Origin of the sequence: Gordonia sp. (in: high G+C Gram-positive bacteria) (genome assembly GCF_047600565.1) — a bacterium.
Taxonomy (GTDB): domain Bacteria; phylum Actinomycetota; class Actinomycetes; order Mycobacteriales; family Mycobacteriaceae; genus Gordonia.
The window spans coordinates 1,699,259-1,724,511 of sequence record NZ_JASGKN010000001.1 but is presented as its reverse complement, the minus strand read 5'-3'; the positions used below and the strand labels follow the sequence as shown (position 1 = coordinate 1,724,511).

22 protein-coding genes and 1 pseudogene are annotated in these 25,253 nt (G+C 69.0%); 17 read left to right on the top strand and 6 right to left on the bottom strand.

The features are described 5' to 3' along the window. The first annotated feature begins 127 nt into the window (after positions 1 to 127). Genes QM774_RS08425 through QM774_RS08415 form a run of 3 tightly spaced genes read left to right on the top strand, consistent with a single transcriptional unit; the run spans position 128 to position 4,221 of the window. A complete protein-coding gene (locus tag QM774_RS08425) occupies positions 128 to 1,561 on the top strand; it encodes a sigma 54-interacting transcriptional regulator (protein ID WP_414975451.1) in 1,434 nt (477 codons plus the stop codon). 3 nt (positions 1,562 to 1,564) lie between these two features. After that, positions 1,565 to 3,568: a vWA domain-containing protein gene (locus QM774_RS08420; protein ID WP_414975450.1), complete on the top strand. Its 2,004-nt coding sequence runs from the start codon at positions 1,565 to 1,567 to the stop codon at positions 3,566 to 3,568. A gap of 5 nt (positions 3,569 to 3,573) precedes the next feature. Beyond that, the gene (locus tag QM774_RS08415) at positions 3,574 to 4,221 is read left to right on the top strand and encodes a DUF1707 SHOCT-like domain-containing protein (RefSeq protein WP_414975449.1); all 648 of its coding nucleotides are present in this window, start codon (positions 3,574 to 3,576) and stop codon (positions 4,219 to 4,221) included. A 10-nt stretch (positions 4,222 to 4,231) separates the two neighbouring features. Here QM774_RS08415 and QM774_RS08410 read toward each other — a convergent pair whose 3' ends face one another. Beyond that, complete coding sequence (locus QM774_RS08410; protein WP_414975448.1) at positions 4,232 to 5,167, bottom strand: AEC family transporter; 936 nt, start codon at positions 5,165 to 5,167, stop codon at positions 4,232 to 4,234. Between the two features lie 186 nt (positions 5,168 to 5,353). Here QM774_RS08410 and rpmF point away from each other — a divergent pair, with 186 nt between their 5' ends. Together rpmF and QM774_RS08400 are read left to right on the top strand one after the other, a co-directional pair. Continuing rightward, the gene (gene rpmF / locus QM774_RS08405; RefSeq protein WP_414975447.1) at positions 5,354 to 5,527 is read left to right on the top strand and encodes a 50S ribosomal protein L32; all 174 of its coding nucleotides are present in this window, start codon (positions 5,354 to 5,356) and stop codon (positions 5,525 to 5,527) included. Positions 5,528 to 5,754: 227 nt separating this feature from the next. After that, positions 5,755 to 8,031: a CocE/NonD family hydrolase gene (locus QM774_RS08400; RefSeq protein ID WP_414975446.1), complete on the top strand. Its 2,277-nt coding sequence runs from the start codon at positions 5,755 to 5,757 to the stop codon at positions 8,029 to 8,031. A 135-nt stretch (positions 8,032 to 8,166) separates the two neighbouring features. Here the strand turns inward: QM774_RS08400 and QM774_RS08395 are convergent, their stop codons facing one another. Continuing rightward, complete coding sequence (locus QM774_RS08395) at positions 8,167 to 8,937, bottom strand: SDR family oxidoreductase (RefSeq protein WP_414975445.1); 771 nt, start codon at positions 8,935 to 8,937, stop codon at positions 8,167 to 8,169. A 165-nt stretch (positions 8,938 to 9,102) separates the two neighbouring features. Here QM774_RS08395 and QM774_RS08390 point away from each other — a divergent pair, with 165 nt between their 5' ends. The 10 genes and pseudogenes from QM774_RS08390 to QM774_RS08345 all read left to right on the top strand — a co-directional run bounded on the left by QM774_RS08390 (position 9,103) and on the right by QM774_RS08345 (position 20,619). Beyond that, positions 9,103 to 10,032 carry an AurF N-oxygenase family protein gene (locus tag QM774_RS08390; RefSeq protein WP_414975444.1) on the top strand — a complete coding sequence of 310 codons (930 nt, stop codon included), beginning with the start codon at positions 9,103 to 9,105 and terminating at the stop codon, positions 10,030 to 10,032. Between the two features lie 15 nt (positions 10,033 to 10,047). Continuing rightward, entirely contained in the window at positions 10,048 to 11,622 is a 1,575-nt protein-coding gene (locus tag QM774_RS08385) for an FAD-dependent oxidoreductase (protein ID WP_414975443.1), read from the top strand. Positions 11,623 to 12,862: 1,240 nt separating this feature from the next. Further along, entirely contained in the window at positions 12,863 to 13,546 is a 684-nt protein-coding gene (locus QM774_RS08380) for a response regulator transcription factor (protein WP_414975442.1), read from the top strand. A gap of 36 nt (positions 13,547 to 13,582) precedes the next feature. Then, positions 13,583 to 15,001 carry an ATP-binding protein gene (locus tag QM774_RS08375; protein ID WP_414975441.1) on the top strand — a complete coding sequence of 473 codons (1,419 nt, stop codon included), beginning with the start codon at positions 13,583 to 13,585 and terminating at the stop codon, positions 14,999 to 15,001. A 78-nt stretch (positions 15,002 to 15,079) separates the two neighbouring features. Next, a complete protein-coding gene (locus QM774_RS08370; RefSeq protein ID WP_414975440.1) occupies positions 15,080 to 16,432 on the top strand; it encodes a S1C family serine protease in 1,353 nt (450 codons plus the stop codon). A gap of 19 nt (positions 16,433 to 16,451) precedes the next feature. Continuing rightward, complete coding sequence (locus QM774_RS08365) at positions 16,452 to 17,033, top strand: MogA/MoaB family molybdenum cofactor biosynthesis protein (RefSeq protein ID WP_414975439.1); 582 nt, start codon at positions 16,452 to 16,454, stop codon at positions 17,031 to 17,033. Positions 17,034 to 17,397: 364 nt separating this feature from the next. Further along, the gene (locus tag QM774_RS08360; protein WP_414975438.1) at positions 17,398 to 18,015 is read left to right on the top strand and encodes an MspA family porin; all 618 of its coding nucleotides are present in this window, start codon (positions 17,398 to 17,400) and stop codon (positions 18,013 to 18,015) included. 26 nt (positions 18,016 to 18,041) lie between these two features. Next, complete coding sequence (locus QM774_RS08355) at positions 18,042 to 18,719, top strand: MspA family porin (RefSeq protein WP_414975437.1); 678 nt, start codon at positions 18,042 to 18,044, stop codon at positions 18,717 to 18,719. A gap of 5 nt (positions 18,720 to 18,724) precedes the next feature. Continuing rightward, on the top strand, positions 18,725 to 19,408 hold the full coding sequence (locus QM774_RS08350) for an MspA family porin (protein WP_414975436.1): 684 nt from the start codon (positions 18,725 to 18,727) through the stop codon (positions 19,406 to 19,408). Between the two features lie 97 nt (positions 19,409 to 19,505). After that, positions 19,506 to 20,619, top strand: a pseudogene (locus QM774_RS08345) (PLP-dependent cysteine synthase family protein). 9 nt (positions 20,620 to 20,628) lie between these two features. Here QM774_RS08345 and QM774_RS08340 read toward each other — a convergent pair. The 3 genes from QM774_RS08340 to QM774_RS08330 form a co-directional block, all read right to left on the bottom strand. Further along, on the bottom strand, positions 20,629 to 21,303 hold the full coding sequence (locus QM774_RS08340; protein WP_414975435.1) for a heme oxygenase (biliverdin-producing): 675 nt from the start codon (positions 21,301 to 21,303) through the stop codon (positions 20,629 to 20,631). Positions 21,304 to 21,428: 125 nt separating this feature from the next. Further along, positions 21,429 to 22,277 (bottom strand): MscL family protein, encoded by an 849-nt coding sequence (locus QM774_RS08335; protein WP_414975434.1) that lies wholly within the window; start codon positions 22,275 to 22,277, stop codon positions 21,429 to 21,431. Between the two features lie 46 nt (positions 22,278 to 22,323). Next, a complete protein-coding gene (locus QM774_RS08330) occupies positions 22,324 to 22,959 on the bottom strand; it encodes an SAF domain-containing protein (RefSeq protein ID WP_414975433.1) in 636 nt (211 codons plus the stop codon). 79 nt (positions 22,960 to 23,038) lie between these two features. On the opposite strand from QM774_RS08330, the gene nhaA reads away from it, so the two are divergent. Together nhaA and QM774_RS08320 are read left to right on the top strand one after the other, a co-directional pair. Then, entirely contained in the window at positions 23,039 to 24,253 is a 1,215-nt protein-coding gene (nhaA, locus tag QM774_RS08325; RefSeq protein WP_414975432.1) for a Na+/H+ antiporter NhaA, read from the top strand. An 83-nt stretch (positions 24,254 to 24,336) separates the two neighbouring features. Beyond that, on the top strand, positions 24,337 to 24,594 hold the full coding sequence (locus QM774_RS08320) for an FmdB family zinc ribbon protein (protein ID WP_414975431.1): 258 nt from the start codon (positions 24,337 to 24,339) through the stop codon (positions 24,592 to 24,594). 6 nt (positions 24,595 to 24,600) lie between these two features. Here the strand turns inward: QM774_RS08320 and QM774_RS08315 are convergent, their stop codons facing one another. Beyond that, a complete protein-coding gene (locus QM774_RS08315) occupies positions 24,601 to 25,191 on the bottom strand; it encodes a 5-formyltetrahydrofolate cyclo-ligase (RefSeq protein ID WP_414975430.1) in 591 nt (196 codons plus the stop codon). Between the last annotated feature and the right edge of the window lie 62 nt (positions 25,192 to 25,253).

Sequence of the window (25,253 nt, the reverse complement as noted above, 5' to 3'; positions counted from 1 at the left end):
CGTCGGTTCCGCGCCGCGCCGGGGCGATGGTCCCACACCGGCACAGGGACGGTCACAAGGGGAATGTTCCCTCGTGACCTCGTATCCGCACCTCTCGGACCACGGGAAGCGCGAGTAGCGTGGAGACGTGGCTTCCGACAAGCAGAATCAGTCCGCGCCGGCCCCCGCGACCGTCGGTGAACTCCGGAAGACCGGGCACGTGCAGCGGGACATCCGCGACGAGATCCGGCACAACCTCCTCGAGGCCCTGAAGGCCGGGAACGACCCCTGGGGCGGGATCGTCGGCTTCGAAGACACGGTGGTGCCGCAGTTGGAGCGGGCCCTGCTGGCCGGTCACGACGTGGTGCTTCTCGGTGAGCGCGGTCAGGGCAAGACCCGGCTGCTCCGCACCCTGCCGGTCCTCCTGGACGAGTGGACTCCGGTGATCGCCGGATCCGAACTCGATGAGCACCCGTACGCGCCGATCCTGCCGGAGTCGATCCGCCGGGCCGGGGAACTCGGCGACGACCTGCCGATCGAGTGGCGGCACCGCAGCGAGCGGTACAGCGAGAAACTGGCCACCCCGGACACCTCGGTCGCCGACCTGGTCGGCGACATCGACCCGATGAAGGTGGCCGAAGGCCGCAGCCTGGGCGATCCGGAGACCATTCACTTCGGTCTGATCCCGCGCGCCCATCGGGGGATCATCGTGATCAACGAGCTCCCCGACCTGGCCGAACGCATCCAGGTGTCGATGCTGAACGTGATGGAGGAACGCGACATCCAGGTGCGCGGCTACAACCTGCGTCTGCCTCTGGACGTGCTGGTGATGGCGAGTGCCAACCCGGAGGACTACACCAACCGCGGGCGCATCATCACACCGCTCAAGGACCGCTTCGGCGCCGAGATCCGTACCCATTACCCGCTCGAACTGGACGACGAGGTGGCCGTCATCGAGCAGGAGGCGGACCTGGTCGCCACCGTGCCGAGCTATCTCACCGAGATCCTCGCGCGCTTCACCCGCTACCTGCGCGACCATCCGTCCATCGATCAGCGGTCGGGTGTCTCGGCGCGCTTCTCCATCGCGGGGGCCGAGACGGTCGCCGCGGCGGCCCTGCACCGCGCGACCCTCACCGGCGAGGATCTCGCCGTGGCGCGCCCGGTGGATCTGCAGCCGGTGATCGAGGTGCTGCGCGGCAAGATCGAGTTCGAGTCGGGCGAGGAGGGCCGGGAGATCGAGATCCTCGAATACCTGCTGCGCAAGGCTGAGGCCGACACCGTCCGCGCCCACCTCGGCGGAGTCGACATGCGTCCGCTGGTCGACCGGCTCACCGCCGGCGACTCGGTGCTGACCGGTGATCGGGTTCCGGCCGCCGACGTGCTGAACGCTCTCGGTGACGATCCGGCCGTCACGGCGGTCTCCGACGAGATCGCGGACCGTCTCGACGCCGGCGACGACGCCGAACGCGCCGCAGCCCTCGAACTCGCCCTGGAGGGCCTGTTCCTGGCCCGGCGTATCGGCAAGGAGCCCGACGAGCAGGGCCGCACCGTCTACTCGCTGCCGCCCGACGACGAGGACTGACCCGTGGCCCGTTTCCATCGTTCCCGCTACCAGCGGTACACCGGCGGACCGGATCCGCTGCAACCGCCGGTCGATCTGCGGGAGGCGCTGGACCGGATCGGTGAGGACGTGATGTCCGGCGTCTCACCGGAGCGTGCGCTCCGCGAGTATCTGCGCCGCGGCGACCGGGATCTGACCGGTCTCGACCGGCTGGCCGAACGCGCCAACCGCCGGCGGCGGGAGCTGCTGGAGAGCCGCAATCTCGACGGGACGTTCCAGGATGTTCGCCGTCTGCTCGACGAGGCGGTTCTGGCCGAACGCAACCAGCTGGCCCGCGATCTCGACGACGACGCCCGGCTGGCCGAGATGCAGATCGAGAATCTGCCGGCGTCCACCGCGCAGGCCGTCCGTGAGCTGTCCGACTACGACTGGCGCAGCCCGGACGCCCGCGAGAAGTACCGCGAGATCTCGGATCTGCTCGGCCGGGAGGCGCTCGATCAGCGGTTCGCCGGCATGAAGCAGGCCCTCGAGGGCGCGAGCGACGAGGACCGGCAGGCGATCTCGGAGATGCTCGAGGACCTGAACGGCCTCCTCGACGCCCACAACCGCGGCGAGGACACCACCGAGCAGTTCGACGACTTCATGGCCAAGCACGGTGAGCACGTCCCGGAACAGCCGGAGAACACCGACGAGTTGATCGACGCCCTCGCTCGGCGATCGGCGGCCGCGCAGCGGTTCTTCAACTCGCTCACCCCCGAGCAGCAGGCGGAACTGGCGCAGTTGTCGCAGCAGGCGTTCGGTTCGCCGGCGCTGATGGACCAGCTGTCGCAGATGGATTCGGCGTTGCGCGCGGCCCGGCCCGATCTCGACTGGGACGGAGCGCAGCAGTTCAGCGGCGACCAGTCGATGGGGCTGGGGGAGGGTGCCGCCGCGCTCCGGGACATCGGGGAACTCGAGGAGCTGGCCGAGCAGCTGTCGCAGAGCTACAACGGCGCACAGCTCGAGGACGTCGACATCGACGCTCTCGCCCGGCAGCTCGGCGACGAGGCCGCCGCCGATGCCCGCACGCTCGCCGAACTCGATCGGGCACTGCGCGAGCAGGGCTTCTTCCAGCGCACCCCGGGCGGCCGGCTGCAGTTGAGCCCGAAGGCGATGCGGCAGCTCGGCCAGTCGATCCTGCGGGACGTCGCCCAACAGCTGTCGTCGCGGGGTGGCGACCGCCGCACCGAGAACGCGGGCCGTCTCGGCGAGCCGACCGGCGCCACCCGGGAGTGGGCGTACGGCGACACCGATCCCTGGGATGTCACCAAGACCCTCACCAATGCGGTGCTGCGGACGGTCGCGGAGGCGCCGGACGGCGGCAGCGCGCTGCGGGACATGGCCGACGCCGGGGTGCGGATCGGCCTGGACGACGTCGAGGTGACCGAGACCCAGGCCCGGAACCAGGCTGCGGTGGCGCTGCTCGTGGACACATCGTTCTCGATGGTGATGGAGGGTCGTTGGACGCCGATGAAGCGCACCGCCCTCGCCCTGAACCAGTTGATCTCCACCCGTTTCCGTTCCGACGAGTTGCAGATCATCGAGTTCGGCCGGCTGGCCCGGGAGACGTCGATCGCCGATCTGACCGGCCTGGAGCCACGTATGGAGCAGGGCACCAATCTGCACCACGGACTGTTGCTGGCGCAGCGCTTCTTCCGGCGCCATCCGAATGCGCAACCGGTGCTGCTGATCGTCACCGACGGTGAGCCGACCGCGCACCTGGAGTCGGACGGACTGCCCTTCTTCTACTACCCGCCGCACCCGGACACCATCGGTCTGACCGTCGCGCAGCTCGATCAGCTCGCTCGGATGGGTGCCCAGGTCACGTTCTTCCGGCTCGGCGACGACCCCGGTCTGGCGCGGTTCATCGACCGGATCGCCCGCCGGATCTCCGGGCGGGTGGTCAGTCCGGACCTCGACGGCCTGGGCGCCGCGGTCGTCGGCGGCTATCTGCGGGCCCGCAGGGGCCGCGGATTCTCAGTACGCTGACCGGTGTGGCTACCTATTTCCCGGCAACCCCCGACGATCCTCGCCGCGCGCAGGTGCGTGCCGGCACCGCTGACCGCGAGGAGGCGAACACGCTGCTGTCGGCGGCGATGACGGTGGGTGCTCTCACTCCCGAAGAGTTCACGCAGCGGTCGGCGTCGGCGAACGCGGCCACCACGCTCGGTGAGCTCGATGCGCTGTGCGCCGATCTTCCGCTGGGCAGCATGGGCGGGGCGCTGGCCGAACTGAACGCGGGGGAGACGCGTGTCAGCAGTTCGGGGGCGTCGCCGGTGCGCCGGGCGACGGCGGTCTTGAGCAGCAACGAGGTGGGCGGCGGCTCGGTGGTCGGCGATCGGCTGTCGGCCACGGCGGTACTGGGCGGCGTGGACATCGACCTGCGTGACGTGGAGTTCACCGCCTCGACCGTGACGCTGCGGTGCAAGGCGATCTTCGGTGAGGTCCGCATCGTGGTGCCGACCGATGTGACGGTGGAGGTGCACGGCACCCCGGTGCTGGGCGCCTTCTCCGGCGACGCGGCCGGGCCCGGCGGACCGAACGCCCCGCGGGTGATCGTCAAGGGTGTCGCGGTGTTCGGTGCGGTGTCGGTGGAGCGGGTCGCCCGCGGCGTCGACACCGGGCCCCGCCGCGCCCGCTGATCGCCCCGACTTACGGCCCGATGAGCCACGCGATCGCCGCGATCACCGGAATCGACAGCACTGTGGTGACCAGCGCGGTGTCGCGGGCCAGGATCTCGCCCCGCCGATAGCGGGTCGCGTACACCAGCACGTTCTGGGCGGTCGGCAACGCCGCGATCACCACCTGCGCGAACAGGGCGTGCCCGGTGTGCCCGAATCCCCACCGCGCGATCACGTAGGCGACCGCCGGCATGGCGAACCCCTTCAGTGCCGACGCCAGCACGACGTCGCGGCGGGGGCTCTCCCCGCGTTTGAACACCGCGGTCCCGGTCAACGACAACCCGAATGTCAGCAGCGCCAGCGGTACCGACGCCTGACCGAGCATGTCCAGCGGCGAGAGCAGCGCCTTCGGCATGGTCCACCCGGACAGCGAGACCGCCAGGCCGAGGAGCCCGCCGATGACGATCGGATTCCGCAACGGCACGGCCACCGTCCGCCACACCGAGCCGCGTTCGGTGCGGTTCAGTGCCGTCACGTCCAGGATTGCGAGCGCGATGGGGGAGTAGATCATGATCTGGAAGAGCAGCAGCGGCGCGATGAACGACGCATCGTCGAGCACGAAGATCGCGATCGGCAGACCCAGGTTGACGCTGTTCACGTACGACGACGACAAGGCGCCGATCACCGTCTCCGGGATCGCCCGGCCCAGCACGAACCGCGCGATGAGGGCGTAGACGATGCCGATCGAGAAGGCGGCGGCGGCCGCGATGGCCAGGGTGGAGGAGAAGACGACGGACAGGTCGTTGGTGGCCAGGGCGTGGATCATCAGCGCCGGTGTGCAGATGAAGAACACCAACCGCGCCAGGACCGTGCCGGCCTGCTCGCCGAGCACTCCGGTGCGGCCGAGGACGAAACCGGCACCCACCAGGAGGAAGATCACGGTGAACCCGGAGACGACGCCTGACACGCGTGGAACAGTAGTTGCGGGCTGCCGGGGTGTCGAAACGGGAGTCGGCGTGATCGTCGTTTTGCCAGACGGGGTCCGGGCCGGTTAATCTGTTCGGGTTGTGCTGTGCGCCCACCCGGTCGTGTTTTCACCGCCGAACGCGCCGACGCAGCACCGAAGACCACACGTGAGAGAAGGGCTGGAGCCATGGCAGTACCCAAGCGCCGGATGTCGCGGGCCAACACCCGCAGTCGCCGCTCGCAGTGGAAGGCAGACAACGCCCCGCTGCAGGAAGAGAAGATTAACGGCGTGAGCCAGCGCATCCCGCGCCGGCTGGCCAAGGCCGCCAAGCTGGGCCTGGTCGACCTCGACCGCCGCTGAGCGCAGTTCTCTAGAACGTCTTCGAGAGCCGCGACCGACTGATGTCGGTCGCGGCTTTCGTCGTCGGCGGGTACCGGTGGTGAGCTGAGCCGAGCGGATCGGAGTTCGGCTCGTCCTGCGCGAATCGGTCCCGCGTCGCCTCACCGTTTGTTAGCGTCACCAGAAATCTGGACATCAGTGTTTCCATATGGTGTTCGCAGATGCGGAGAACAAGGGTCGGGGAACTCATGACTTCACGCAACGTCTTTCGGCGACTGATACCGGTGATCGCGATCCTTGCGATCGCCCTGGTGACGCTGGGTGTGTGCAGCGCTCCGGCGGGCGCGGCACCGCGGACCGGCAGCGGGCACGGCAGCGTCTATCAGGCCTACCTCGTCGACGCCCAGCCCGGCGCCGCGGTCCGGCTGATCGGTCCCGGCGGCGACACCGTCGGCAGCGGCACCGTCGACCGGCTCGGTTCCTTCCTGGTCCGCGACCTGACCCCCGGCGCCGGCTATCACTTCGTGGTGGGCGGGGCGGCCGGCAACGCCTTCGCGGTGCGCGACGAGTCCGCCCCCGCGCGCAGCCTGTACACCTCGCAGAAGCTGCACGCCGGCCTCAACTACGTCCGCATGCGCGACGGCGTCGAACTCGCGGTCACCGTCCGGCTTCCGTACGGCAAGACCCTCGCCGACGGCCCGTTCCCGACCGTCATCGAATACTCCGGCTACCAGCACGCCGCCCCCGGCGACTTCCTGGTCGGCGCCGTCGAGGGCCTCGCCAAGATCAACGACCCCCTCGCGCCCGCCACCGGCACCCTGCTCGGCAACCAGGTGGCGCCGACCGCCGGTTTCGCCTCCGTCAACGTCCAGATGCGCGGCTCGGGCTGCTCGGGCGGTGCCTTCGACCTGTTCGACTGGCCGACGATCTACGACGGCTACGACATCGTCGAGACGGTCGGCGCGCAGTCGTGGACCAAGCACCACAAGGTCGGGCTCGTCGGCATCTCGTTCTCCGGCATCTCGCAGATCGCGGTGGCCGGCACGCATCCGCCGAGTCTGGCGGCGATCGCCCCGATGAGCCTGACCGATGACCTGTACTCAACCGGCTTCCCGGGCGGCATCTTCAACAACGGCTTCGCCAACTCCTGGCTCACCGAACGCCAGGACGACGCCGAACCCGCTCCGGGCGGGGGTCAGCCGTACGCGCGGGAACTGGTCCGTCGTGGCGACCGGCACTGCAAGAACAACCAGAAGCTGCGGCTGCAGACCCAGCGCATCAAGCAGCTGATCGAAGACAACCCGACGCGGACGCCGTCACTGATGGCGCATCGCTCACCGTCCTACTGGGCGGACCGGGTGACGGTGCCCGTCTACCTCGTCGGCGCACTGCAAGACGAACAGACCGGCCCGCAGTGGACCGAGATCATCAAGCACTTCGACCACAATCCGAACGTATGGGTGCGCATGATGAACGGCGCGCACCTCGACTCCATCGGGCCGCAGTTCCTCGGCCCCTGGTACGAGTTCCTGCGCCTGTTCGTCGACGGCACCGTGCCGAAACAGAACGACGCCCTGACCGCACTGATGCCGGTGGTGTACGCGGCCGTCACCTCCTCGCCGGGCCGGCCGCTGGTCACCGCGCGGCACCCGGAGGCGACGAACCTCGCGCAGGCCAAGGCCCTCTTCAAACGAGACCCGCGGATCCAGGTGTTCTTCGACAACGGCTCGGGGACGCCGATCTCCGGCAACCTGTCGTCGCCGTGGTCGCGCGGATTCTCGTCGTGGCCGGCCGCGAGTGTCGGCGACGGTCAACGGTGGACTCTCGGTGCCGGAGGCACGCTGACGAGGACGCCGGGGGCGTCGTCGTCGGTCGCGTTCCGGCCCGATCCGAAGGCCCGCCCGCAGGGCACCATGAACGTCGAGGGCGCGTCCACAGAGCCGTGGTCGGCGTCGGCCACCTACGACTGGGCGCCGATCCCCGGCAGGGCCGGCGTCGGCTTCATCACCGCCCCGCAGCCGCACGACGTGCTGGTGGCCGGCCCGGGCAGCCTGGATCTGCAACTGTCGTCGTCGGCACCGGACACCGACCTGCAGGCCACCGTGTCCGAGGTGCGGCCGGACGGCACCGAGATCCTGGTGACCACCGGCTTCCTGCGTGCCTCGCTGCGCGCCACCAACGCGTCGGCCACGGCACTCGACCCGACCCGCGACTGGCTGAATCCGACGCCGCTGTCCGGTACCCAGACCGCGCGCATCCAGCTGGCATCACTCGGGCACGTGTTCCGGAAGGGTTCGCGTATCCGCATCGCCATCACCGCCCCCGGCGGCGACAAGACGTCGTGGCGGTTCCAGACCCCGAACACCGGCGGCCGCGTCGTCGACACGATCGGCCTGGGGGCCGGCGGATCGTCGTTGGTGCTGCCGGTGGTCCCCGGTCAGCGGGCCGGCGGTCCGGCGCCCGACTGCCAGGCGCTCCGCGGCGAACCCTGCCGCCGGTACCGCCCCGCGTTCAACGGCGGCTGAGCCCCCACGCTCCTTGAGCCCCCAACGCTCCTTGAGCCGCCACGCTCCGTGAGCCTCAACGCTCCTTGAGCTTGTCGAAAGGAGGACTCGCTTCGACAGGCTCAACGAGCGTGGTCGGCTCGCGCTTCGACGGGCCTACTGCGCGATGAACTTGTTGATCGTGCGGCTGACGGTGTCCGGCACGAACTTGGAGGCGTTCGACAGGAACTTGGTCTGCGCACCGACCGAGTACCGGACGCGGCGACGCAGCTTGTCGGCCTGGTTCGGGTGCACCGACTCCCACACCTTTTCGGCGACGTCCTCGGGGGTGAGGCGGATGCCGAGCGTCTGGGTGCTCTTGGCGTCCTCGTCGGCGAGCGCGGTCTTGGCCCACAGCGGCCAGATGGAGACCACGCGGATGTCGTCGGCCTGCCACTCCAGCTCGAGTGCCTCGGTGAGGCCGGCGACGAAGAACTTGGCGGCCGAGTAGACGGCGATGCCGGGCTGGCCGTAGATGGCCGAGGCCGAGGCGATGTTCACCAGGTGGGCGCCGGGTGTCGCCTTCAGGTAGGGGTGGGCGGCCCGCGCGCCGAGGGCGACGCCGAGTGCGTCGATGTCGATCTGCGCCTTGATCTGTGCCGGCGTGATGTCGGTCAGGTCGCCCGCCACCAGGATGCCGGCGTTGTTGTCGAGGACGTCGATGGTGCCGCCGGTGTGCGAGGTGAAGTCGGCCAGCGCCGCGTCCCACTGGTCGGCGTCGGTGACGTCGAGGGGGCCGGTGATGAAGTCCGGGTTCTCCTTCTTCACGGCGGCCAGGGCCTTGGCGTCGACGTCGTAGATGCCGACCGTCCAGCCCTCGGAGGCGAATCGCTTGGCCGTGGCCAGGCCGATGCCTGCTGCGCCGCCGGAGATGAAGATCGAACTCATGGAGGTCCTCCCGAAGGTTTGCGAGCACAGTCGTTCACTGTGTGCCCGCCAGCCTGTCAGAGCGTCGCGCATGACCGCAAGTACTGCTATTGTGACATTAACCGTTGTAACAGTTACTGATGTCATGAAGTCGGTCGCTGACGGAACTCACGCCGGAGGAACTCCATGACTGCGTTGGCAGATCACGAGAACGTCGACACCGTCGTCAGCCTGCAGGACCAGGGCGTCGACGAGGTCTCCGAGCGGCTGCTCGCATCGGCCGCCAAACTCTCCCGCAATGCGATGACCGAGATCGACTGGTCGTTGCCGATGGATCCGACGAAGTACGGGTGCAGCCCGGAATGGTCGTCGCTGTACGGGACCGACTACTGGAACGAGATGTCCGAGGAGCAGCGGATCACGCTGACCCGGCACGAGTTCGCATCCATCATGTGCATCGGCATCTGGTTCGAGATGGTGCTGCAGGACATGGTGCTGCACGACCAGTACCTCGGCGACTACCACTCGCCCGAATTCCAGTTCGCGCTTGTCGAGATCGCCGACGAATGCCGGCACTCGCTGATGTTCGCGAAGGCCTCCGAGAAGATGGTCGGCACCACCTACCGGCCGGAGAAGGTGGTCGGCAAGATCGGCAAGTACTTCCGCCACATGGCCAAGCAGGAGGTCGCCTACGCCGGCATCCTGGTCGCCGAAGAGGTGCTCGACGTCTTCCAGCGCGGCTGCATGCGCGACGAACGGGTACTGCCGTTCATCCGCACCGTCAACGAGATCCACGTCCTCGAAGAGGCGCGGCACATGAAGTACGCCCGCGAACAGGTTCGCGAAGTGATGCCCACCGTCTCCGAACGCCGCCGTCAAGCCAGCGCACTGCTGATCGCGATGGGCGCCTACACGATCGTGATGAACCTGATCCGTCCGCAGGCCTACGAGGACGCCGGACTCGACAAGCGCCGCGCCTTCACCGAGGCCGCCCACAACGAGCACTTCCATTCGATGATCCGCAGCAGCTGCACCCATCTGATCGAGTTCCTCGACGAGGTCGGGCTGCTCACCAAGCCGGCCATGCGGTGGTACCGCAAAGCCCACATGCTCTGACCTCGAGGAGCCCAGGTGTCGTTCGTCATCACCCAGTCGTGCTGCAGTGACGCCGGGTGCGTCTCGGTCTGCCCGGTCAACTGCATCCATCCGACACCCGAGGAGCGCGGGTTCGGCACCTCGGAGATCCTGCACATCGATCCGGACGCGTGCATCGACTGCGGCGCCTGCGCCGACGCCTGCCCGGTGAACGCGATCTTCCCGGCCGACCGGCTCGCGCCCCGCGACCGGATCTACGAGAACGTCAACGCCGACTACTACCGGGACCATCCGGAGGTGTCGTCGGGCTGGACCGGGGTGTCGTACCCGGATCTGCCGGCGCTGCCCGACGGGTTGCGGGTCGCGATCGTGGGCACCGGCCCGTCCGGCGCCTACGCTCTGCGCACCCTGCTGCATCGGACCTGCGCCCACGTGACCGTCCTCGACCGGCTGCCGACGCCCGGCGGTCTGGTCCGGGCGGGTGTGGCACCCGATCATCCGTCCACCAAGGACGTGATGAAGACCTTCGACCTGCTGTACCGGGATCCGCATGTCACCATGGCCACCAACGTGGAGGTCGGTGACGGTGCCGGTGCCGTCACCCCGGCCGAGCTGGCCGGCCACTTCGACGCGGTCTTCTACGCGGTCGGTGCGGCGCAGTCGCGGCGACTGGGGATTGCAGGGGAGGACCTGCCCGGTTCGACGTCGGCGAGCGACCTCGTCGCCTGGTACAACGCGGTCCCCGGTGCGCAGGCGCCACGACCCCTCGCCGAGCCCGGCGACGCCGGCACGGGCCGTGCGGTGGTCGTGGGCACCGGCAACGTGGCGCTCGACGTCGCTCGCATCCTGGTGTCGCCGCCCGAGGAGCTGGCCGCCACCGACGTCGCCGACCGTGCGCTCGACCTGCTGCGCCGGCAGAACGTGCACGAGGTGGTGATCCTGGGCCGGCGCGGTCAGGACGCCGCCGCCTACACCGACGCCGAGTACCGGGCCCTGTCCGTGATCCCGGGCGTCACCACCGAGGTGTACTCCGACGGTGAGTACCCCGATCTGTCGGGGCCGGCCGACCCGGAGAACCGGCGCATCGTGTTCGCGTTCCACAGTGTTCCGGTCGCGGCCGACGGCGACGGCCGTCTCGAGTCGGTGACCGTGCGCACCGGTGACCGTGAGCAGACGATCGCCGCCGATCTGCTGGTCCGGTCGATCGGTCACCGGGCTACCCCGATCCCGGGACTGCCGTTCGACGAGGCCGCCGGTGTCTTCCCCAACGTCGACGGCCGCCTGATCGATGCCGACGGCGTGATTCCCGGCGCCTACGTGCTGGGGTGGGCGGGTCGTGGCGCGTCCGGCGGTATCGGCGCCAACAAGCAGCACGCGATCGGGGTGGTGGAGGCGTTCCTCGACGACGTCGTCGCCGGCCGGATCGAGCGCACCGACGCCGCACCGGGAGCGTTCGACGAGCTTCTGCGGCAGCGGCGGACGGTCGTGGGCTACAGCGGTATGCGCCGGATCGACCGGGCCGAACGCGAACGCGGCGCCCGGCAGGGCCGCCCCCGCGTCAAGTTCACCGAGGTCGGCGACATGCTCGCCGCGGCCCGTCGTCGCCGCTGACCCGTCCTGCTGTCCCTACTGACCCGTCTGCTGTCCCTACTGCCCCGTATAGCGTCACTGCTCGGCTATAACGCAATGACGAGCGCTATACGGGGCAGTAGGGACAAAGGAGAGGTCGGCAGGTCGGCAGGTCGGTGGGTTGAGGGGCGGTCAGTGGGGTAGGCGACGGCGATGGTCGCCTCGCTGGATCACCGCCAGGATCGAGGGTTCGACGCTCGCCCACCGGTAGACGACGTCCTGATAGGTCAGGCGAATCACGATGTAGCCGAGTTCCACGGCTTTCCGGTCCCGGGCGCGGTCTTTGGCGAACTGCTCCGGGTTGGCGTGGTACTCCTCTGTCGCATTCGATGATCAGCCGATTGCCGACCAGGAGGTCCACGAATCCCACGCCGCCGATCCACACCTGGGTTCGCGTGTGTACGCGGCGTGCGGCGAGACGAAGCCGCACCATGGTCTCGGTGCCGGCTTGCGACGGCGCGCAGCGATCGAGGAGACGCTGCAGTGAGCGGGGGCCGGCGGCGACGGTGCGTTCGATCGCGGGGGCGCTCATCAACCTCAGGTTCCTGATCGAGTCCAGCACGACGACGATCCCTTCGTCGTCGAGACACCGGACCGCGTGTGCCAGGGCCGTCGGAACGTCGTCTATCGCTGTGGTCTCGGGTATCGGGCGGCCGTGGCGGTGGCAGAAGATCGGGCCCCATCGCTTGTGGGCGCTCTCCCTGGCCCGGACGTGAATACGGTGATCGGTGGGTACCCACACTCCGTGCAGGTCGAGCGCGGACACGCAGCTGCAGACGCCATCGCGAAGAACGGCGGACACGACCGTACGGTCGGCAGACTCGGTGGCGTACCAGCCGCGCCTGAGCCTGCGGAGGTAGCCGTCGCCGAGCGCGTGGCGCAGATCCGTGCGCGTCACCCCGCTGCGCGCCAGCACGTGCCAGCTCGCTACGCCGCGGCCCTGTTCGAGTGGGTTCATCAACACAGCGTGGGCCGAGAAACGTGCCGTTCACAGGTGTGCCGGGCGCGTCTGTGAACTGTCTGCTGTGTCCACAGGCAACCCCTGCGGCGCTCCCGTTGTCCGTACTGCCCCGTATAGCGTCACTGCTCGCCTATGACGCGATGACGAGCGCTATACGGGGCAGTAGGGACAAGAAGGGGCGGCGCGGGTGAACGGGTCCGGTACGTCGGCTTTCGGCGCGTTACTTACTGCGCTCTCAGCCGAGGGGATAAGACTGTAGGCATGCGCATTCTTGTGGTGGACGACGACCGGGCGGTCCGGGAGTCGCTGCGTCGATCACTGACGTTCAACGGCTACACCGTGGAGACGGCGAGCGACGGTCTGGAAGCACTGGAGAAGGTCATCGCCGACCGGCCCGACCTGATGGTGCTCGACGTGATGATGCCGCGCCTCGACGGCCTGGAGGTGTGCCGCCGGCTCCGTTCGGCCGGCGACGACCTGCCGATCCTGGTGCTCACCGCCCGCGACTCGGTGTCCGAACGCGTCAGTGGCCTGGACGCCGGCGCCGACGACTACCTGCCCAAGCCGTTCGCGATGGAGGAACTCCTCGCCCGGCTGCGCGCGTTGTCGCGCCGCACCTCCGGCGACGACGAGGAGTCGGAGGCGATGAGCTTCGAGGACCTCACCCTCGATCCGGTGACCCGCGAGGTGACCCGCGGCGAACGCCAGATCAGTCTCACGCGCACCGAGTTCGCGCTGCTGGAGATGCTGATGGCCAATCCGCGCCGTGTGCTCACCCGCAGCCGGATCCTCGAAGAGGTGTGGGGCTACGACTTCCCGACGTCCGGCAACGCCCTCGAGGTGTACATCGGCTATCTGCGCCGCAAGACCGAGGCCGACGACGAGCCGCGCCTGATCCACACCGTGCGCGGCGTCGGCTACGTGCTGCGCGAGAACGCGCCGTAGCGGGCCGTGGTCTCCGGTCGCCACGAGCCGCGCGCCATGCGGGAACCTAATCCGCTGACGCGGTCGGTGTCCCTGCGCACCCGCGTCGCCCTGCTGTCGGCGGCGGTGGTGCTGCTGTCGGCGATGCTGATGGCCGGGGCGACGTTCGTGTTCGTGTACCGGGCGCTGTACCACGACGTCGACTCGCAGCTGGCGTCGCGCGCGGACGGTATGACGGCGCTCGCCAAGAGCGGTCAGCTGGCCAAGAATCCGGAGGCCCTGATGGCGGGCACCGTGTTCTCCACCAACATCACGATCGCGCTGATCGATCCGGACGGAATCGTCTACCACATCGGTGACGTGCCCTTCGACGAGCCGGAGAAGGAGATCGCGGCGTCGACGAACGCGCACGGCCAGATGAATCAGAGTCTGCGCACCGTCGACAACCATCGGGTGCTGGCCCGGAAGCTGTCGGACGGCAGCACCCTGGTGCTGGCCGAAAGTATGGAGCACACGGACGCGATCCTGAAACGGCTGGCGTCGGTGCTGTTCCTGGCCGGCGGCATCGGGGTGGCGTTCGCCGCGCTGGCCGGCACGCTGGTGGCGCGGGGCGGTCTGCGCCCGGTGACCCGTTTGACGACGGCGACGGAACGGGTGGCCCGTACCCAGGATCTGCGGCCGATCCCGGTGACCGGTAAGGACGAGATCGCCCGGCTCACCGAGGCGTTCAACGAGATGCTGGCGGCCACCGCCGAGTCGAGGGCCAAGCAGGCGCGCCTGGTGGCTGACGCCGGTCACGAACTGAAGACGCCGTTGACGTCGCTGCGCACCAATCTGGAGTTGCTGATCGCGTCGTCGGAGCCGGGTGCCCCGAAGGTGCCGGCTGAAGACATGGTGGAGCTCAAGTCGGATGTGATGGCGCAGATGGAGGAGCTGTCCACGCTGGTCGGCGATCTGGTCGATCTGGCTCGCGACGACGCGCAGGACGCGGTCTTCGAGGAGGTCGACATGGACGAGACTATCGAGGAGGCGCTGGTGCGGGTCCGCCGCCGACGCTCGGACATCGACTTCGCCGTGACGACGCAGCCGTGGTTCGTGTTCGGTGAAGCGTCCGGGCTGGGTCGTGCCGTGCTGAACGTGCTGGACAACGCCGCCAAATGGTCTCCGCCGGGCCGCGAGGTCACGGTGACGCTGCGGCAGACGCGCCCCGAACTGGCGGAACTGACCGTCGCCGACTGCGGTCCCGGAATTCCGCCGGAAGACCGGGAATTGGTCTTCGAACGGTTCTACCGGGCGACGTCGACGCGCTCGATGCCCGGATCCGGTCTGGGGCTGGCGATCGTGCGCCAGGTGGTGGAACGGATCGGCGGCGCCGTGACCGCCGAGCAGGCGCCGGGCGGCGGTGCGCTCATCCGGATGACGCTGCCCGGATCGCCGATCCACACCGAGCCGAAACCGATGGTCGTGCCGCGCTGAACCGCGGTTCCCCGCCGTTCTGTGAGATTCCCAGGACTTGCTGACCAACCTCACAGAAAAGTCCCATAGGCTGAACGCATGACCGACGACCGGCAGAACTCCGGGCCCGACCAGAACGGCCCGTTCGCGAACGATCCCACCCAGCCGCAGCCCGGTGCCGCCGCGCCCGGCGCCCAGCAGCCGGTGACGCCGCCGCCCGCCTACGGCGTCAATCCGACGCTGCAGCAGCCGACGTGGCAGAGCGTGCCGGACGGCCACACCGCGCCGCAGCCCCCGTACGACACCCAGGCCGCCTACGACCCCGCTGCCGCCCAGCCGGTGGCCGCGGCGCCGAAGTCGAGTAGCAAGCTTCCGCTGACCGTGGCCGGTGTGGCCGCGGTCGGTCTGCTGGCCGGCGGTATCGGCGGTGTGGTGGGCCACCAGATGTCGGACAGCGGCAGCTCCACGAGCAACAGCAGTTCGAAGGTGCAGACGGTTCCGGGTGCCACCGCGACCGCGCAGCCGCCCGCCGAGCCGGGTTCGGTGCAAGACGTGGCGGCGCGCGTGCTGCCGTCGGTGGTGTCCATCGAGGTGTCCACCGGCCAGGAGTCCGGATCGGGTTCGGGTGTGGTGCTGTCCGAGGACGGCACCATCCTCACCAACAACCATGTGGTCGCGGCAGGAGGGGACAAGCCGGCCGATCAGGTGCTGGTCAGCTTCTCCGACGGTTCTCGGGCGCGCGCCAAGGTGATCGGCGCCGACCCCACCAACGACATCGCCGTCATCAAGGCGGACAAGACCGGCCTGCAGCCGATCGCGATGGGCACCTCGTCGAATCTGTCGGTCGGCCAGAGCGTGATCGCGATCGGTTCGCCGCTGGGTCTGGAGGGCACCGTCACCACCGGCATCATCAGCGCGCTCAACCGTCCGGTGTCGACGGCCGGCGCCGACGGCAGCGTGGAGTCGGTGATCGACGCGATCCAGACGGACGCCGCCATCAACCCGGGCAACTCGGGTGGCGCGCTGGTCAACTCGTCGGGTGCGTTGATCGGTATCAACAGTGCGATCGCGACGCTCGGCGGCGATCAGAGCAGTCAGAGCGGTTCGATCGGGCTCGGCTTCGCCATCCCGATCGACCAGGCCCGCCGCGTGGCCGATCAGCTGATGAACGGCGGCAAGGTGACCCGCGCCAACCTGGGCGTCAACGTCCGGCCGAACGACGACGTGACCCAGCCGGGTGCCCTGGTGGCCTCGGTGGTCAAGGGCGGCGCCGCCGACCAGGCCGGCATCCCGCAGGGCGCGCTGATCACCAAGGTGGACGACCAGACCATCTCGTCGTCGGAGGCACTGGTCGCGGCGATCCGCTCGCACGCGCCGGGCGATCAGGTGAAGATCGTGTACACGGCGGGCGGCAAGCAGCAGACCGTCGACGTCAAACTCGGCCAGGCCTGACGAACAGGAAGAAGCGATCATGACCGGAATCGGGACCGACCTGGAAGACGCCTTCGTCGACGACATCGACGATGCGGACGTGGAGGCGGCCGACGCGGCCGCCCGTGCGGCGGAGACCGACGACGACGCGGTGTCCCGTGCACTCGTCGTGGTGGTCGACGATCAAGCGGCCCACGGCGAGGACTTGACCCGGATCGGTCCGCTGGTCGGCGAACTCCTCGAGGAGGGCGGCTACCACGTGGACGCCACGGTCGCGGTGTCCGGTGACGAGGTGGAGATCCGCAATGCGCTGAACACCGCGGTGATCGGCGGCGTCGACCTGGTGGTGTCGGTGGGCGGTGTGGGTGTGCGCGCCCGCGACGTCGCCCCGGAGGCCACCGAACCGCTGCTGGATCGTCGTCTGCGCGGCATCGAGGAGGCGCTGCGGTCGTCGGGCCTGTCGGCCGGTGCCACCGACGGCGGCCTGTCGCGCGGCCTGGCCGGGGTGTCCGGTCAGACGCTGGTGGTGAACCTGGCGAACTCGCGGGCCGCGGTCCGCGACGGCATGGCGACTCTGATTCCGCTGTCACACTTCATCATCGACGAGATCGGCGAGTTCTGATCCGCCATGTCCTCCGATCGTGAGTCCGACTCCGGCGCCGACTGGCGCCGGCGCAAGCGTCTGGCCGAGGTGTTCGGCGAGGGCGTGGATTCGGCTCAGGCTGATCCGGGTGAAACACCTCACACTTCCCGTTCACGCGAATGGTACGAGGCGAATAGGCCGCCACACCACGGATAGCCGCTGGCCAGGACCTATTCACGGACGCTTCTGCGTCTGTAATCTGCCCGTCACAAAGCGTTCACGCTTCGGTAGTGGGGTGTAACGAATCGATTGGGCTGAGCGATAGAGACTCAGGCCTTTTTCAGATAACGTTCTGATCGCGAGAGACGCTGACACGCGTCCCCACCACAGCGAGGAGAAGAACATGCGCAAGACCATGCGCAATGCGGTGATCGCCGGAGCGGTCGTCGCTCTGGGCGCCGCGGGCACGATCGGTGCCGGCGTCGCCGACGCCGCCAAGCTTCCGAGCGGTTCCAAGACCGCCACCGGCGTCGACGGCCAGGTCGTCAAGATCACCCGTAAGGGCGAGAGCGCTCGCGTGGCGCATTCGGTCGCCAACAACGGCGCCGGCCGTGCCGCGATCGTCTCGGGCACCTACAAGGCGACCCTGAGCAAGGGCTCGGGCACCCTGACCGTCGGCTACCTGGTCGGTTGCCAGGTCGACATCACCGGCCTCGAGGGCGGTCTGTCGGGCACGATCGGCATCGACAGCTCGCTCAGCGGTTCGCTGACCATCCCGCTGAAGCCGGGTCAGGTCGCGTTCGTCTCCGGCGACAGCATGCCGATCAAGGACGGCAAGAGCGCCACCCTGATGGTCGACTCCTTCGGTCTGGACGTCCAGCAGTGCGGCGGCTACGCCTCCGCCCGCTCGGTGGCCCAGGTGATGGCGGCCGACGGCCTCTCCACCGAGGGCGACGAGCTCTCCGGCACCAGCGGCTTCGTCCAGTCCACCCTGTACGGCAAGCCCTTCAGCCTCGGCTGATCGCGACCTGAGGAGAAGAGACTGATATGAGCAACGTGAAGAAGCGCGTCCTGTCCGGTGCCGCCGTGGCCGGCGCCGCCCTGGTCGGCATCGCCGGCATCACCGCCGGTGCCGCGGAGGCGGGCAAGCTGCCGGGTGCGACCAAGACCCGCTCGTTCGATGCGGGCAGCGTCACCATCCGCCTGTTCGACGAGTCGTACAAGATCACCCGGGCCGTCACCAACGTCCCGACCTCGCGTGAGGTGTTCGTCTCGGGCAAGGTCCGCGTGACCACCTCGGGCGACGTCAAGGGCGGCAACATCGGTGTCGGCTACATCGTCGGCTGCCAGCTGAACTTCGGCGCCAGCGCGAACGGCGGTGCCGGTGTGGATATCGACAACACCGATGCGATCACCGGCGCGATTTCCTCGGGCACGTTCACTCCGGCGACCCCGTCGCCGAGCGGTGGTGTCGGCGGTGGCTTCAGCCTGTCGCCGGGCCAGGCCGCGTACGTGCCGGTGATCAAGGCCAACGTCGGCGGCAACAGCGTCGACAGCTTCAACTTCGGTGACGCCACCGGCGGTGTGGCCTACAGCCAGGAGCGCTTCGGCGTCGACGGCTGCGCCGGTCACGCCGAGGCTGTGGCCAAGGTGACCGTCAAGGTCTCCACCGACGAGTTCAAGGGCAACATCTCCATGTACGGCAAGCCCTTCTCGCTGGGCTGATCGACATGCAGAAGAACCAGCAGCGCGTCGCCCGCCTGGTCACCGCCGTCGCGGTGGCGGGCGTGGCGGCGGCCGCGGTCACCGGTGCCGGCGCCGCGGAGGCCGCGAGCCTCAAGAGCGTCAGTAAGAGTAAGGCGATTCCCGGCGGCAGCGTCGCAATCAAGCTCTTCGACGAGAAGTACTCGGTCCAGCAGGCGGTGACCAATGTGCCCACCAGCAGGGAGGTCTTCGTCTCCGGCAAGGTTCGCGTGACGACCGGTGGCGACGTTGAGGGTGGCGCAGTCACTCCCGGCTACGTCGTCGGTTGCCAGCTCAATTTCGGTGCTTCAGGCAGTGGAACGGCAGGTGTCACCACCAGCTCTGATGATCAGTCGGTCATCACTGTGCCGGTCGGGGGCGGCTCGCTCGATGTTCCATTGGCTTCCGACACCGGAGTAGGTTCCGGATTCACTCTCGCCCCCGGTGATGCGAAGTTCGTGCCGGTCATCAAGGCCAGCATCGGCGGTAACACCGTCAACAGCTTCACCTTCACCGATCATCAGGGCGGTGTCGCGTACAGCCAGGAGCGTTTCGGCGTGGACGGCTGCGCCGGCTTCGCCGAGGCTCGCGCCGTGGTGAACGTCCAGGTGTCGACCGACGACTACAAGGGCAACATCACCCTGTACGGTCGCCCCTTCAGCATCGGCTGATCCCAGCCTGCCAGTCGGGGGAGCCCCCGCTCGGATTCGTTCCGAGCGGGGGCTCTTCTCCTTTCGACATGGGGGGCGGTCGGGCGATACTGGATCGGTGAGTACCCGACCGGCCGACCCCACCGACATCAACCGCTACGACCCCGAGCATCGCGCCTGGCTGGCCGAGGCCGTCGGCAAGATCAAGGCCGAGGGCAACCGTTCCGCCGACACCCATCTCATCTCGGTGCCGCTGCCCGACCGCGGCGTCGACCTCTATCTCAAGGACGAGTCGACCCACCCGACCGGATCGCTCAAGCATCGCCTCGCGCGGTCGTTGTTCCTGCACGCCCTCTGCAACGGCTGGATCCGGCGCGGCAACCCCGTCGTCGAGGCGTCCAGCGGATCGACCGCCGTCTCGGAGGCCTACTTCGCCCGGCTGATCGGCGTCCCGTTCATCGCCGTCATGGCGCGATCCACCAGCCGCAACAAGATCGAACTGATCGAACGCGAAGGCGGCACCTGTCACCTCGTGGACCGGCCGGACGCCGTGTACGACGTCGCCGCGCAACTGGCCGCCGACACCGGCGGCCACTACATGGATCAGTTCACCTACGCCGAACGCGCCACCGACTGGCGCGGCAACAACAACATCGCCGAATCGATCTTCCAGCAGATGTCCCTCGAACGATTCAGTGAACCGGAGTGGATCGTTGCGACCGCCGGCACCGGCGGCACCTCGGCCACCCTGGCCCGGTACATCGCCTACACGGGCCGCACCACCGGGCTCTGCGTCGCCGACCCGGAGAACTCGGCGTTCTTCCCCGGCTGGCGGGACCGCGACGGCGACCTGCACACCGACGCCGCCTCGCGCATCGAAGGCATCGGGCGGCAGCGGGTGGAGCCGAGCTTCCTCGGCGACGGCATCGACCGCATGATCACCGTCCCCGACGCCGCCTCGGTGGCCGCCATCCGGCATTCTCGAGACGCTCACCGGCCGCAAGGTCGGCGCCTCCACCGGCACCGGCCTGTGGGCCGCCTACCGGATCATGTCGCAGATGACCGCCGCGAAACGGCGGGGAAGCGTCGTGGCCCTGCTCGCCGATCCGGGCGAGCGCTACCTGGACAAGTACTACTCGGACGACTGGCTCGCCGACCAGGGGATCGACATCACCCCGTATCTCGCCCGGCTGGAGACGTTCGCCTCGACCGGTGTGCTCGACACCGACTGACCGGTCCGGTCAGCGGCGGTACGCGTCGAGGTTCTCGCTCAGTTCCGCGAACAGGTTCTGGTTCAGGCGGAAAGCGTGGCGGACCTCGTCGACCACCCGGAGACGGTCGTTCGCGGACAGCTCCGCACCGACCGCGTCGAGCTTCTCGCGGTAGACGTCCTTGTACGGCTTCGGCTTGCTGATGTCGGTGAACGTGTAGAAGTTCAGGCCCCGGCCGTCGAGTTCGAACGCGCGATCCAGGATGCGGCCGACGGCCTGGCCGCCGGACAGATCGCCGAGGTAGCGCGTGTAGTGGTGGGCCAGGTAGAGCCCGCCCCACGTCGCCGAGGCGGCGATCGCCGAGGCGTACGCGGACGCCGCTTCGGACACGACGTCGTGCGACTGACCGGGTGCCCACACGTCCAGGTCGGCGTCGATCGCGGCCAGGCGGTCCAGGGAACGGTCCAGGACCGGGCCGGCCACCGGATCGTCGGTCAGCTCGTGCCCGAGGCTCTCCAGCGTGGCGTAGACGACGCGCAGACGGCGGAGGTAGTCGGCGTAGCCGGCTTCGTTGACCTCACCGGAGAACAGCGCCTCCATGAACGGCGAATGTTCGGCCGCCTCGTGTTCGGCCGCCGAGCCGCGCTTCATGGCGGCCGCCAGAGTGAGGCCGGTCAGTTCGTCGGTGGCGGTGGTCGTCGTCATCGTCGGTGCTCCTCGTCGCGGGCCCGCTCGCGCACGACCCTCCTGCTTGGTAAGGGTACCCTGAATAATCGACGACCGCCGCCCCACCCGATCACGGGTGAGACGGCGGTCGCCGTGGTCTGCGGTCAGCGCGAATGGCGCGGATGCTCGCCGCCGGGCGGGTAGTCGCCGGGCGCGGGCGGGTAGTCGCCCGGTGCCGGCGGCAGGTAGTCGCCGGGGTTGGCGGGCGGCATTCGGTAGTCGGCGGGGGCGGCCGGAGCCTGGTAGTCGGCGGGCGCCGCCGGGTACTCGGCCGGTGCCTGCGGCGGAGGAGTCGGGGCCGGCTGGTAGCTGTAGCCCTGCGGCGCGGCGGGAGGCGTCGGCGCAGCCGGTGCCGCGGGTGCCGCCGGGGGAGCCGAATAGGCCTCGGGCGCCGAATACGCCTGCGTCACCGGTGGCGGGGACGCCGCCGCACCCGCTGCCACCTGGCCCGCGGTGGCCGCGGCCAGCACCGGGTTCACGCCGGCGTCGCCGGCCTTGGCGGTCTCGTCCGAGTCGCCCTTCAGCAGGTCGCGGATGTCGTTGAGGATGTCCTTCTCGTCCTCGTCGTCCTCGTCCTTGTTGAGCTTCGCCAGCTCCTCGAACTTGTTGTACGGGACGACGATCAGGAAATAGACGACCGCGGCGATGATGATGAAGTTGATGCCGGCGGCGATCACGTCGCCGAAGTTCAGGATGGTGGAGGGATCACCCTTGCGGATCTGATACTGCAGGCCACACACCTGGACGGTCGCCTGCTGCGTGGCACCGTCCTCGCCGGCCGGCATGGTCTGACCGCAGTCGCTGCCGCCCGTCGGGATGGCCGCGAGCAGCGGACTGATGATGTATTTGGTGAACTCGGTGACGATCGCGGTGAACGCCGTACCGATGATGACCGCAGTGGCCAGCTCGACGATGTTGCCGCGGAGCAGGAACTCCTTGAAACCCTTCAGCATGGGTGAATCGTAAAGTGCTGGGGCTGATGGTGCAGGGTTTTAGCGGTCAGTGCAGGATCACCGTGACCGCGCCGGACAGCCCGGTCGACGCCACCCGCACCGCGTCGCCGGCCGGCATCGCCAGCAGTACCGGGTGCTCACCGGCCCCGCCGCGCGCCGGGGGATCGGCGGTCACCGCGACCACCGCGGAGCGGGCCAGCACCTCACCGCGATCGTCGAGGACGTCGACGGTGTCGCCCACCCGCAGCAGACTCGTCATCGACGCATCGGCGGGCCGCACCGGCACCAGTCGGGCGTCGTCGTGACCGGTCAGTGCCGCCGGCGAGCGGCCGGACAGCAGCCGGGTGCGGGTGATCGGCTCACCCGCCGCGATCGCCCCCGAGAGGCGGGCGCCCACCGCGTCATCGGGCCGCGAGAGCATGCCCTCCAGCTCGGCCCCGGCCGGCAGGCGGCGAAGTACGACGTCGCCGGCCGCCACCGCGCTGCCCGGACGCAGATCGCGGGCCGCCACCAGCACGGGCGTCGTGTGGGCGCCGCTTCGTCCGGCGATCAGCACCAGCACGGCGGCGACGACGAACGCCGCCGCCAGCGCCCGCCGGACCGCCACCGATCGCAGTCGTCCGGGACGCAGCCGCTGCGTCACCCGGTCGACGAGGCGCGCACTCAACGGATCCGAAGTCATGACCCCGATCGAAGCCGATCCCGCGTGGCCGGGCCGGTCGGTGTCCACAGGGCCGTGCCGCGGATGGGAGACTGTGCACATGGCAGCGAGCCGATTCCGCGGGTGGATCGCCCGTGACGTGACCGGCGGCGGCCTGCTTCTGTTCGCGGCCGTCGTCGCGCTGATCTGGGCGAACTCCCCGTGGCGGGGCACCTACCAGTCGTTCCTCGTCACCGAGGTCGGTCCGGATGTGCTCCACCTGCACCTATCCGTCGCCCACTGGGCGTCCGACGGACTCCTCGCGATCTTCTTCTTCGTCGTCGGCATGGAACTCAAACACGAGTTCGTGGCCGGCAGCCTGCGCAATCCGCGGCGGGCCGGCGTGCCGATCGCGGCCGCCGTCGGCGGCATGATCGTTCCCGCGCTCATCTATCTCGCGATCGTCGCCCCCACCGAATCCGGGGCGGTCGGCGGCTGGGCCATCCCGTCCGCGACCGACATCGCCTTCGCACTCGCCGTCCTTGCCGTCTTCGGCCGCGGGCTCCCCCTCGCGCTGCGCGTCTTCCTGATGACCCTGGCCGTGGTCGACGATCTGCTCGGCATCATCGTGATCGCCACCGTCTACACCTCGCACATCGACGTCCGGTGGCTCGTCCTCGGCCTGGCCGCCGTCGCCGTCTTCGGCGTCCTCGCCCGGATGCGCCGGCCGCAGTGGTGGCTGATGGCGCCATTCGCGCTCGCCGCCTGGGTGTTCGTCCACGCCTCCGGAGTCCACGCCACGGTGTCCGGTGTGCTGCTCGGCTTCACCGTCCCGGCACTCGCCCGAGCCGGGGAGACCCTGCCGCGGGCTCTCGCCTGGGGTCACGCCGTCACACCGTGGTCGTCGGGCTTCGCCCTGCCGCTGTTCGCGTTCGCGTCCGCCGGCGTCACGGTCGTCGGTACGTCCGGAATCGTGCACGCCGTGGGCACCGCCGTGTTCGCGGCCCTCGTCGCCGGCAAGGTGATCGGGGTCCTGTCCACCACCTGGCTGGTCACCCGGCTGACGCCGCTGCGGCTGCCCGACGCCATCGGCATCCGCGATCTGCTGCCCATCGGCCTGCTGTGCGGCATCGGATTCACCGTCGCCCTGCTGATCGCCGAGCTGTCGTTCGACGACGACGGCCACATGATCGCCGGCAAGATCGGCATCCTCGCCGGATCGCTCGTCTCCGCCGTCCTGGGCGCGATTCTGTTGCGCTGGGATGCACACAAGGCACGGACCCGGGACATGAACCTCGATGGTGCCGGGGACCGCGACACCCGCGTCATCGAATAGCCGCCGCCTGCCCCTGGCACTCGAAGTGGGAGAGTGCCAGGAACGGATATACAATGACGTCAACGAAGACTTCGGAGGTTTCTGTGCCCACCTACAGCTATGCATGCACCGAATGCGACAACGCATTCGACATCGTGCAGTCGTTCTCCGACGACGCTCTCACCGTGTGCCCCGAATGCGGCGGCAAGCTCCGCAAGCTGTTCAACTCCGTCGGTGTTGTCTTCAAGGGCAGCGGCTTCTACCGCACCGACTCCCGCAGCGGGAACTCCGTCAAGGCGGAGACCAAGTCGGACTCGTCCTCGTCGTCGAGCGACAGCGGTTCCAGCTCCAGCTCGGACTGAAGCGGTTCAGGGGGCCGACGGGTCGGCGGCCGCAGTGAATCCGGTGCCCGGCGTCAGGATCCACTGGACGCGGACGTCGGTCGGATCCTCCGGCACCTCCTCGATCACCTCGGCGTCGTGCACCACGGCCACGATCGGCGCCGACACGCTCGCCAGGGTCCGGTCGTAGTAGCCGGCACCCCGCCCCAGGCGTGCACCGCGACGGTCCACCGCGACGGCCGGCACCAGGATCAGCTTCGCCTCGGACAGCGTGTCCGGATCCAGGCGCCGTCCCTGCGGCTCCAACAGATTCCAGCGGCCCTCGTCCAAGTCGCGTTCCCCCTCGTAGACACCCCACTGCAGGCGCTGCGGATCGCCCTCCGGGACGATCGGCAACAGCACCCGAAGCCCCTGATCGGCCAACGCATCCAGCAGGGGGGTGCCGCCCGGCTCGCGGCGGGTCGCGACGTAGGCGGCCACCGTGTCGCCCTCGGACAGCTCCACCGGCAGCGCGTACATCCACTCGGCCAGATCCCCGATGCTCTGGGACGCCTCGAACGGGCTCACCGCCTCGCGGGCCGTCAGCATGCGTCGGCGCAGATCGGCCTTGTCGGTCAACGGGACTCCTCGAAGCAGGTTCACAGCGTCCGGGCAGGACTCCCGTCCGATCCTGCCAGAAC

Bases quoted from the DNA above. Each gene is read 5' to 3' on its own strand.
- rpmF (WP_414975447.1), top strand. From the start codon at position 5,354: ATGGCAGTACCCAAGCGCCGGATGTCGCGGGCCAACACCCGCAGTCGC.
- QM774_RS08400 (WP_414975446.1), top strand. From the start codon at position 5,755: ATGACTTCACGCAACGTCTTTCGGCGACTGATACCGGTGATCGCGATC.
- QM774_RS08395 (WP_414975445.1), bottom strand. From the start codon at position 8,937: ATGAGTTCGATCTTCATCTCCGGCGGCGCAGCAGGCATCGGCCTGGCC.
- QM774_RS08390 (WP_414975444.1), top strand. From the start codon at position 9,103: ATGACTGCGTTGGCAGATCACGAGAACGTCGACACCGTCGTCAGCCTG.
- QM774_RS08380 (WP_414975442.1), top strand. From the start codon at position 12,863: ATGCGCATTCTTGTGGTGGACGACGACCGGGCGGTCCGGGAGTCGCTG.
- QM774_RS08375 (WP_414975441.1), top strand. From the start codon at position 13,583: ATGCGGGAACCTAATCCGCTGACGCGGTCGGTGTCCCTGCGCACCCGC.
- QM774_RS08370 (WP_414975440.1), top strand. From the start codon at position 15,080: ATGACCGACGACCGGCAGAACTCCGGGCCCGACCAGAACGGCCCGTTC.
- QM774_RS08365 (WP_414975439.1), top strand. From the start codon at position 16,452: ATGACCGGAATCGGGACCGACCTGGAAGACGCCTTCGTCGACGACATC.
- QM774_RS08360 (WP_414975438.1), top strand. From the start codon at position 17,398: ATGCGCAAGACCATGCGCAATGCGGTGATCGCCGGAGCGGTCGTCGCT.
- QM774_RS08355 (WP_414975437.1), top strand. From the start codon at position 18,042: ATGAGCAACGTGAAGAAGCGCGTCCTGTCCGGTGCCGCCGTGGCCGGC.
- QM774_RS08350 (WP_414975436.1), top strand. From the start codon at position 18,725: ATGCAGAAGAACCAGCAGCGCGTCGCCCGCCTGGTCACCGCCGTCGCG.
- QM774_RS08340 (WP_414975435.1), bottom strand. From the start codon at position 21,303: ATGACGACGACCACCGCCACCGACGAACTGACCGGCCTCACTCTGGCG.
- QM774_RS08335 (WP_414975434.1), bottom strand. From the start codon at position 22,277: ATGCTGAAGGGTTTCAAGGAGTTCCTGCTCCGCGGCAACATCGTCGAG.
- QM774_RS08330 (WP_414975433.1), bottom strand. From the start codon at position 22,959: ATGACTTCGGATCCGTTGAGTGCGCGCCTCGTCGACCGGGTGACGCAG.
- nhaA (WP_414975432.1), top strand. From the start codon at position 23,039: ATGGCAGCGAGCCGATTCCGCGGGTGGATCGCCCGTGACGTGACCGGC.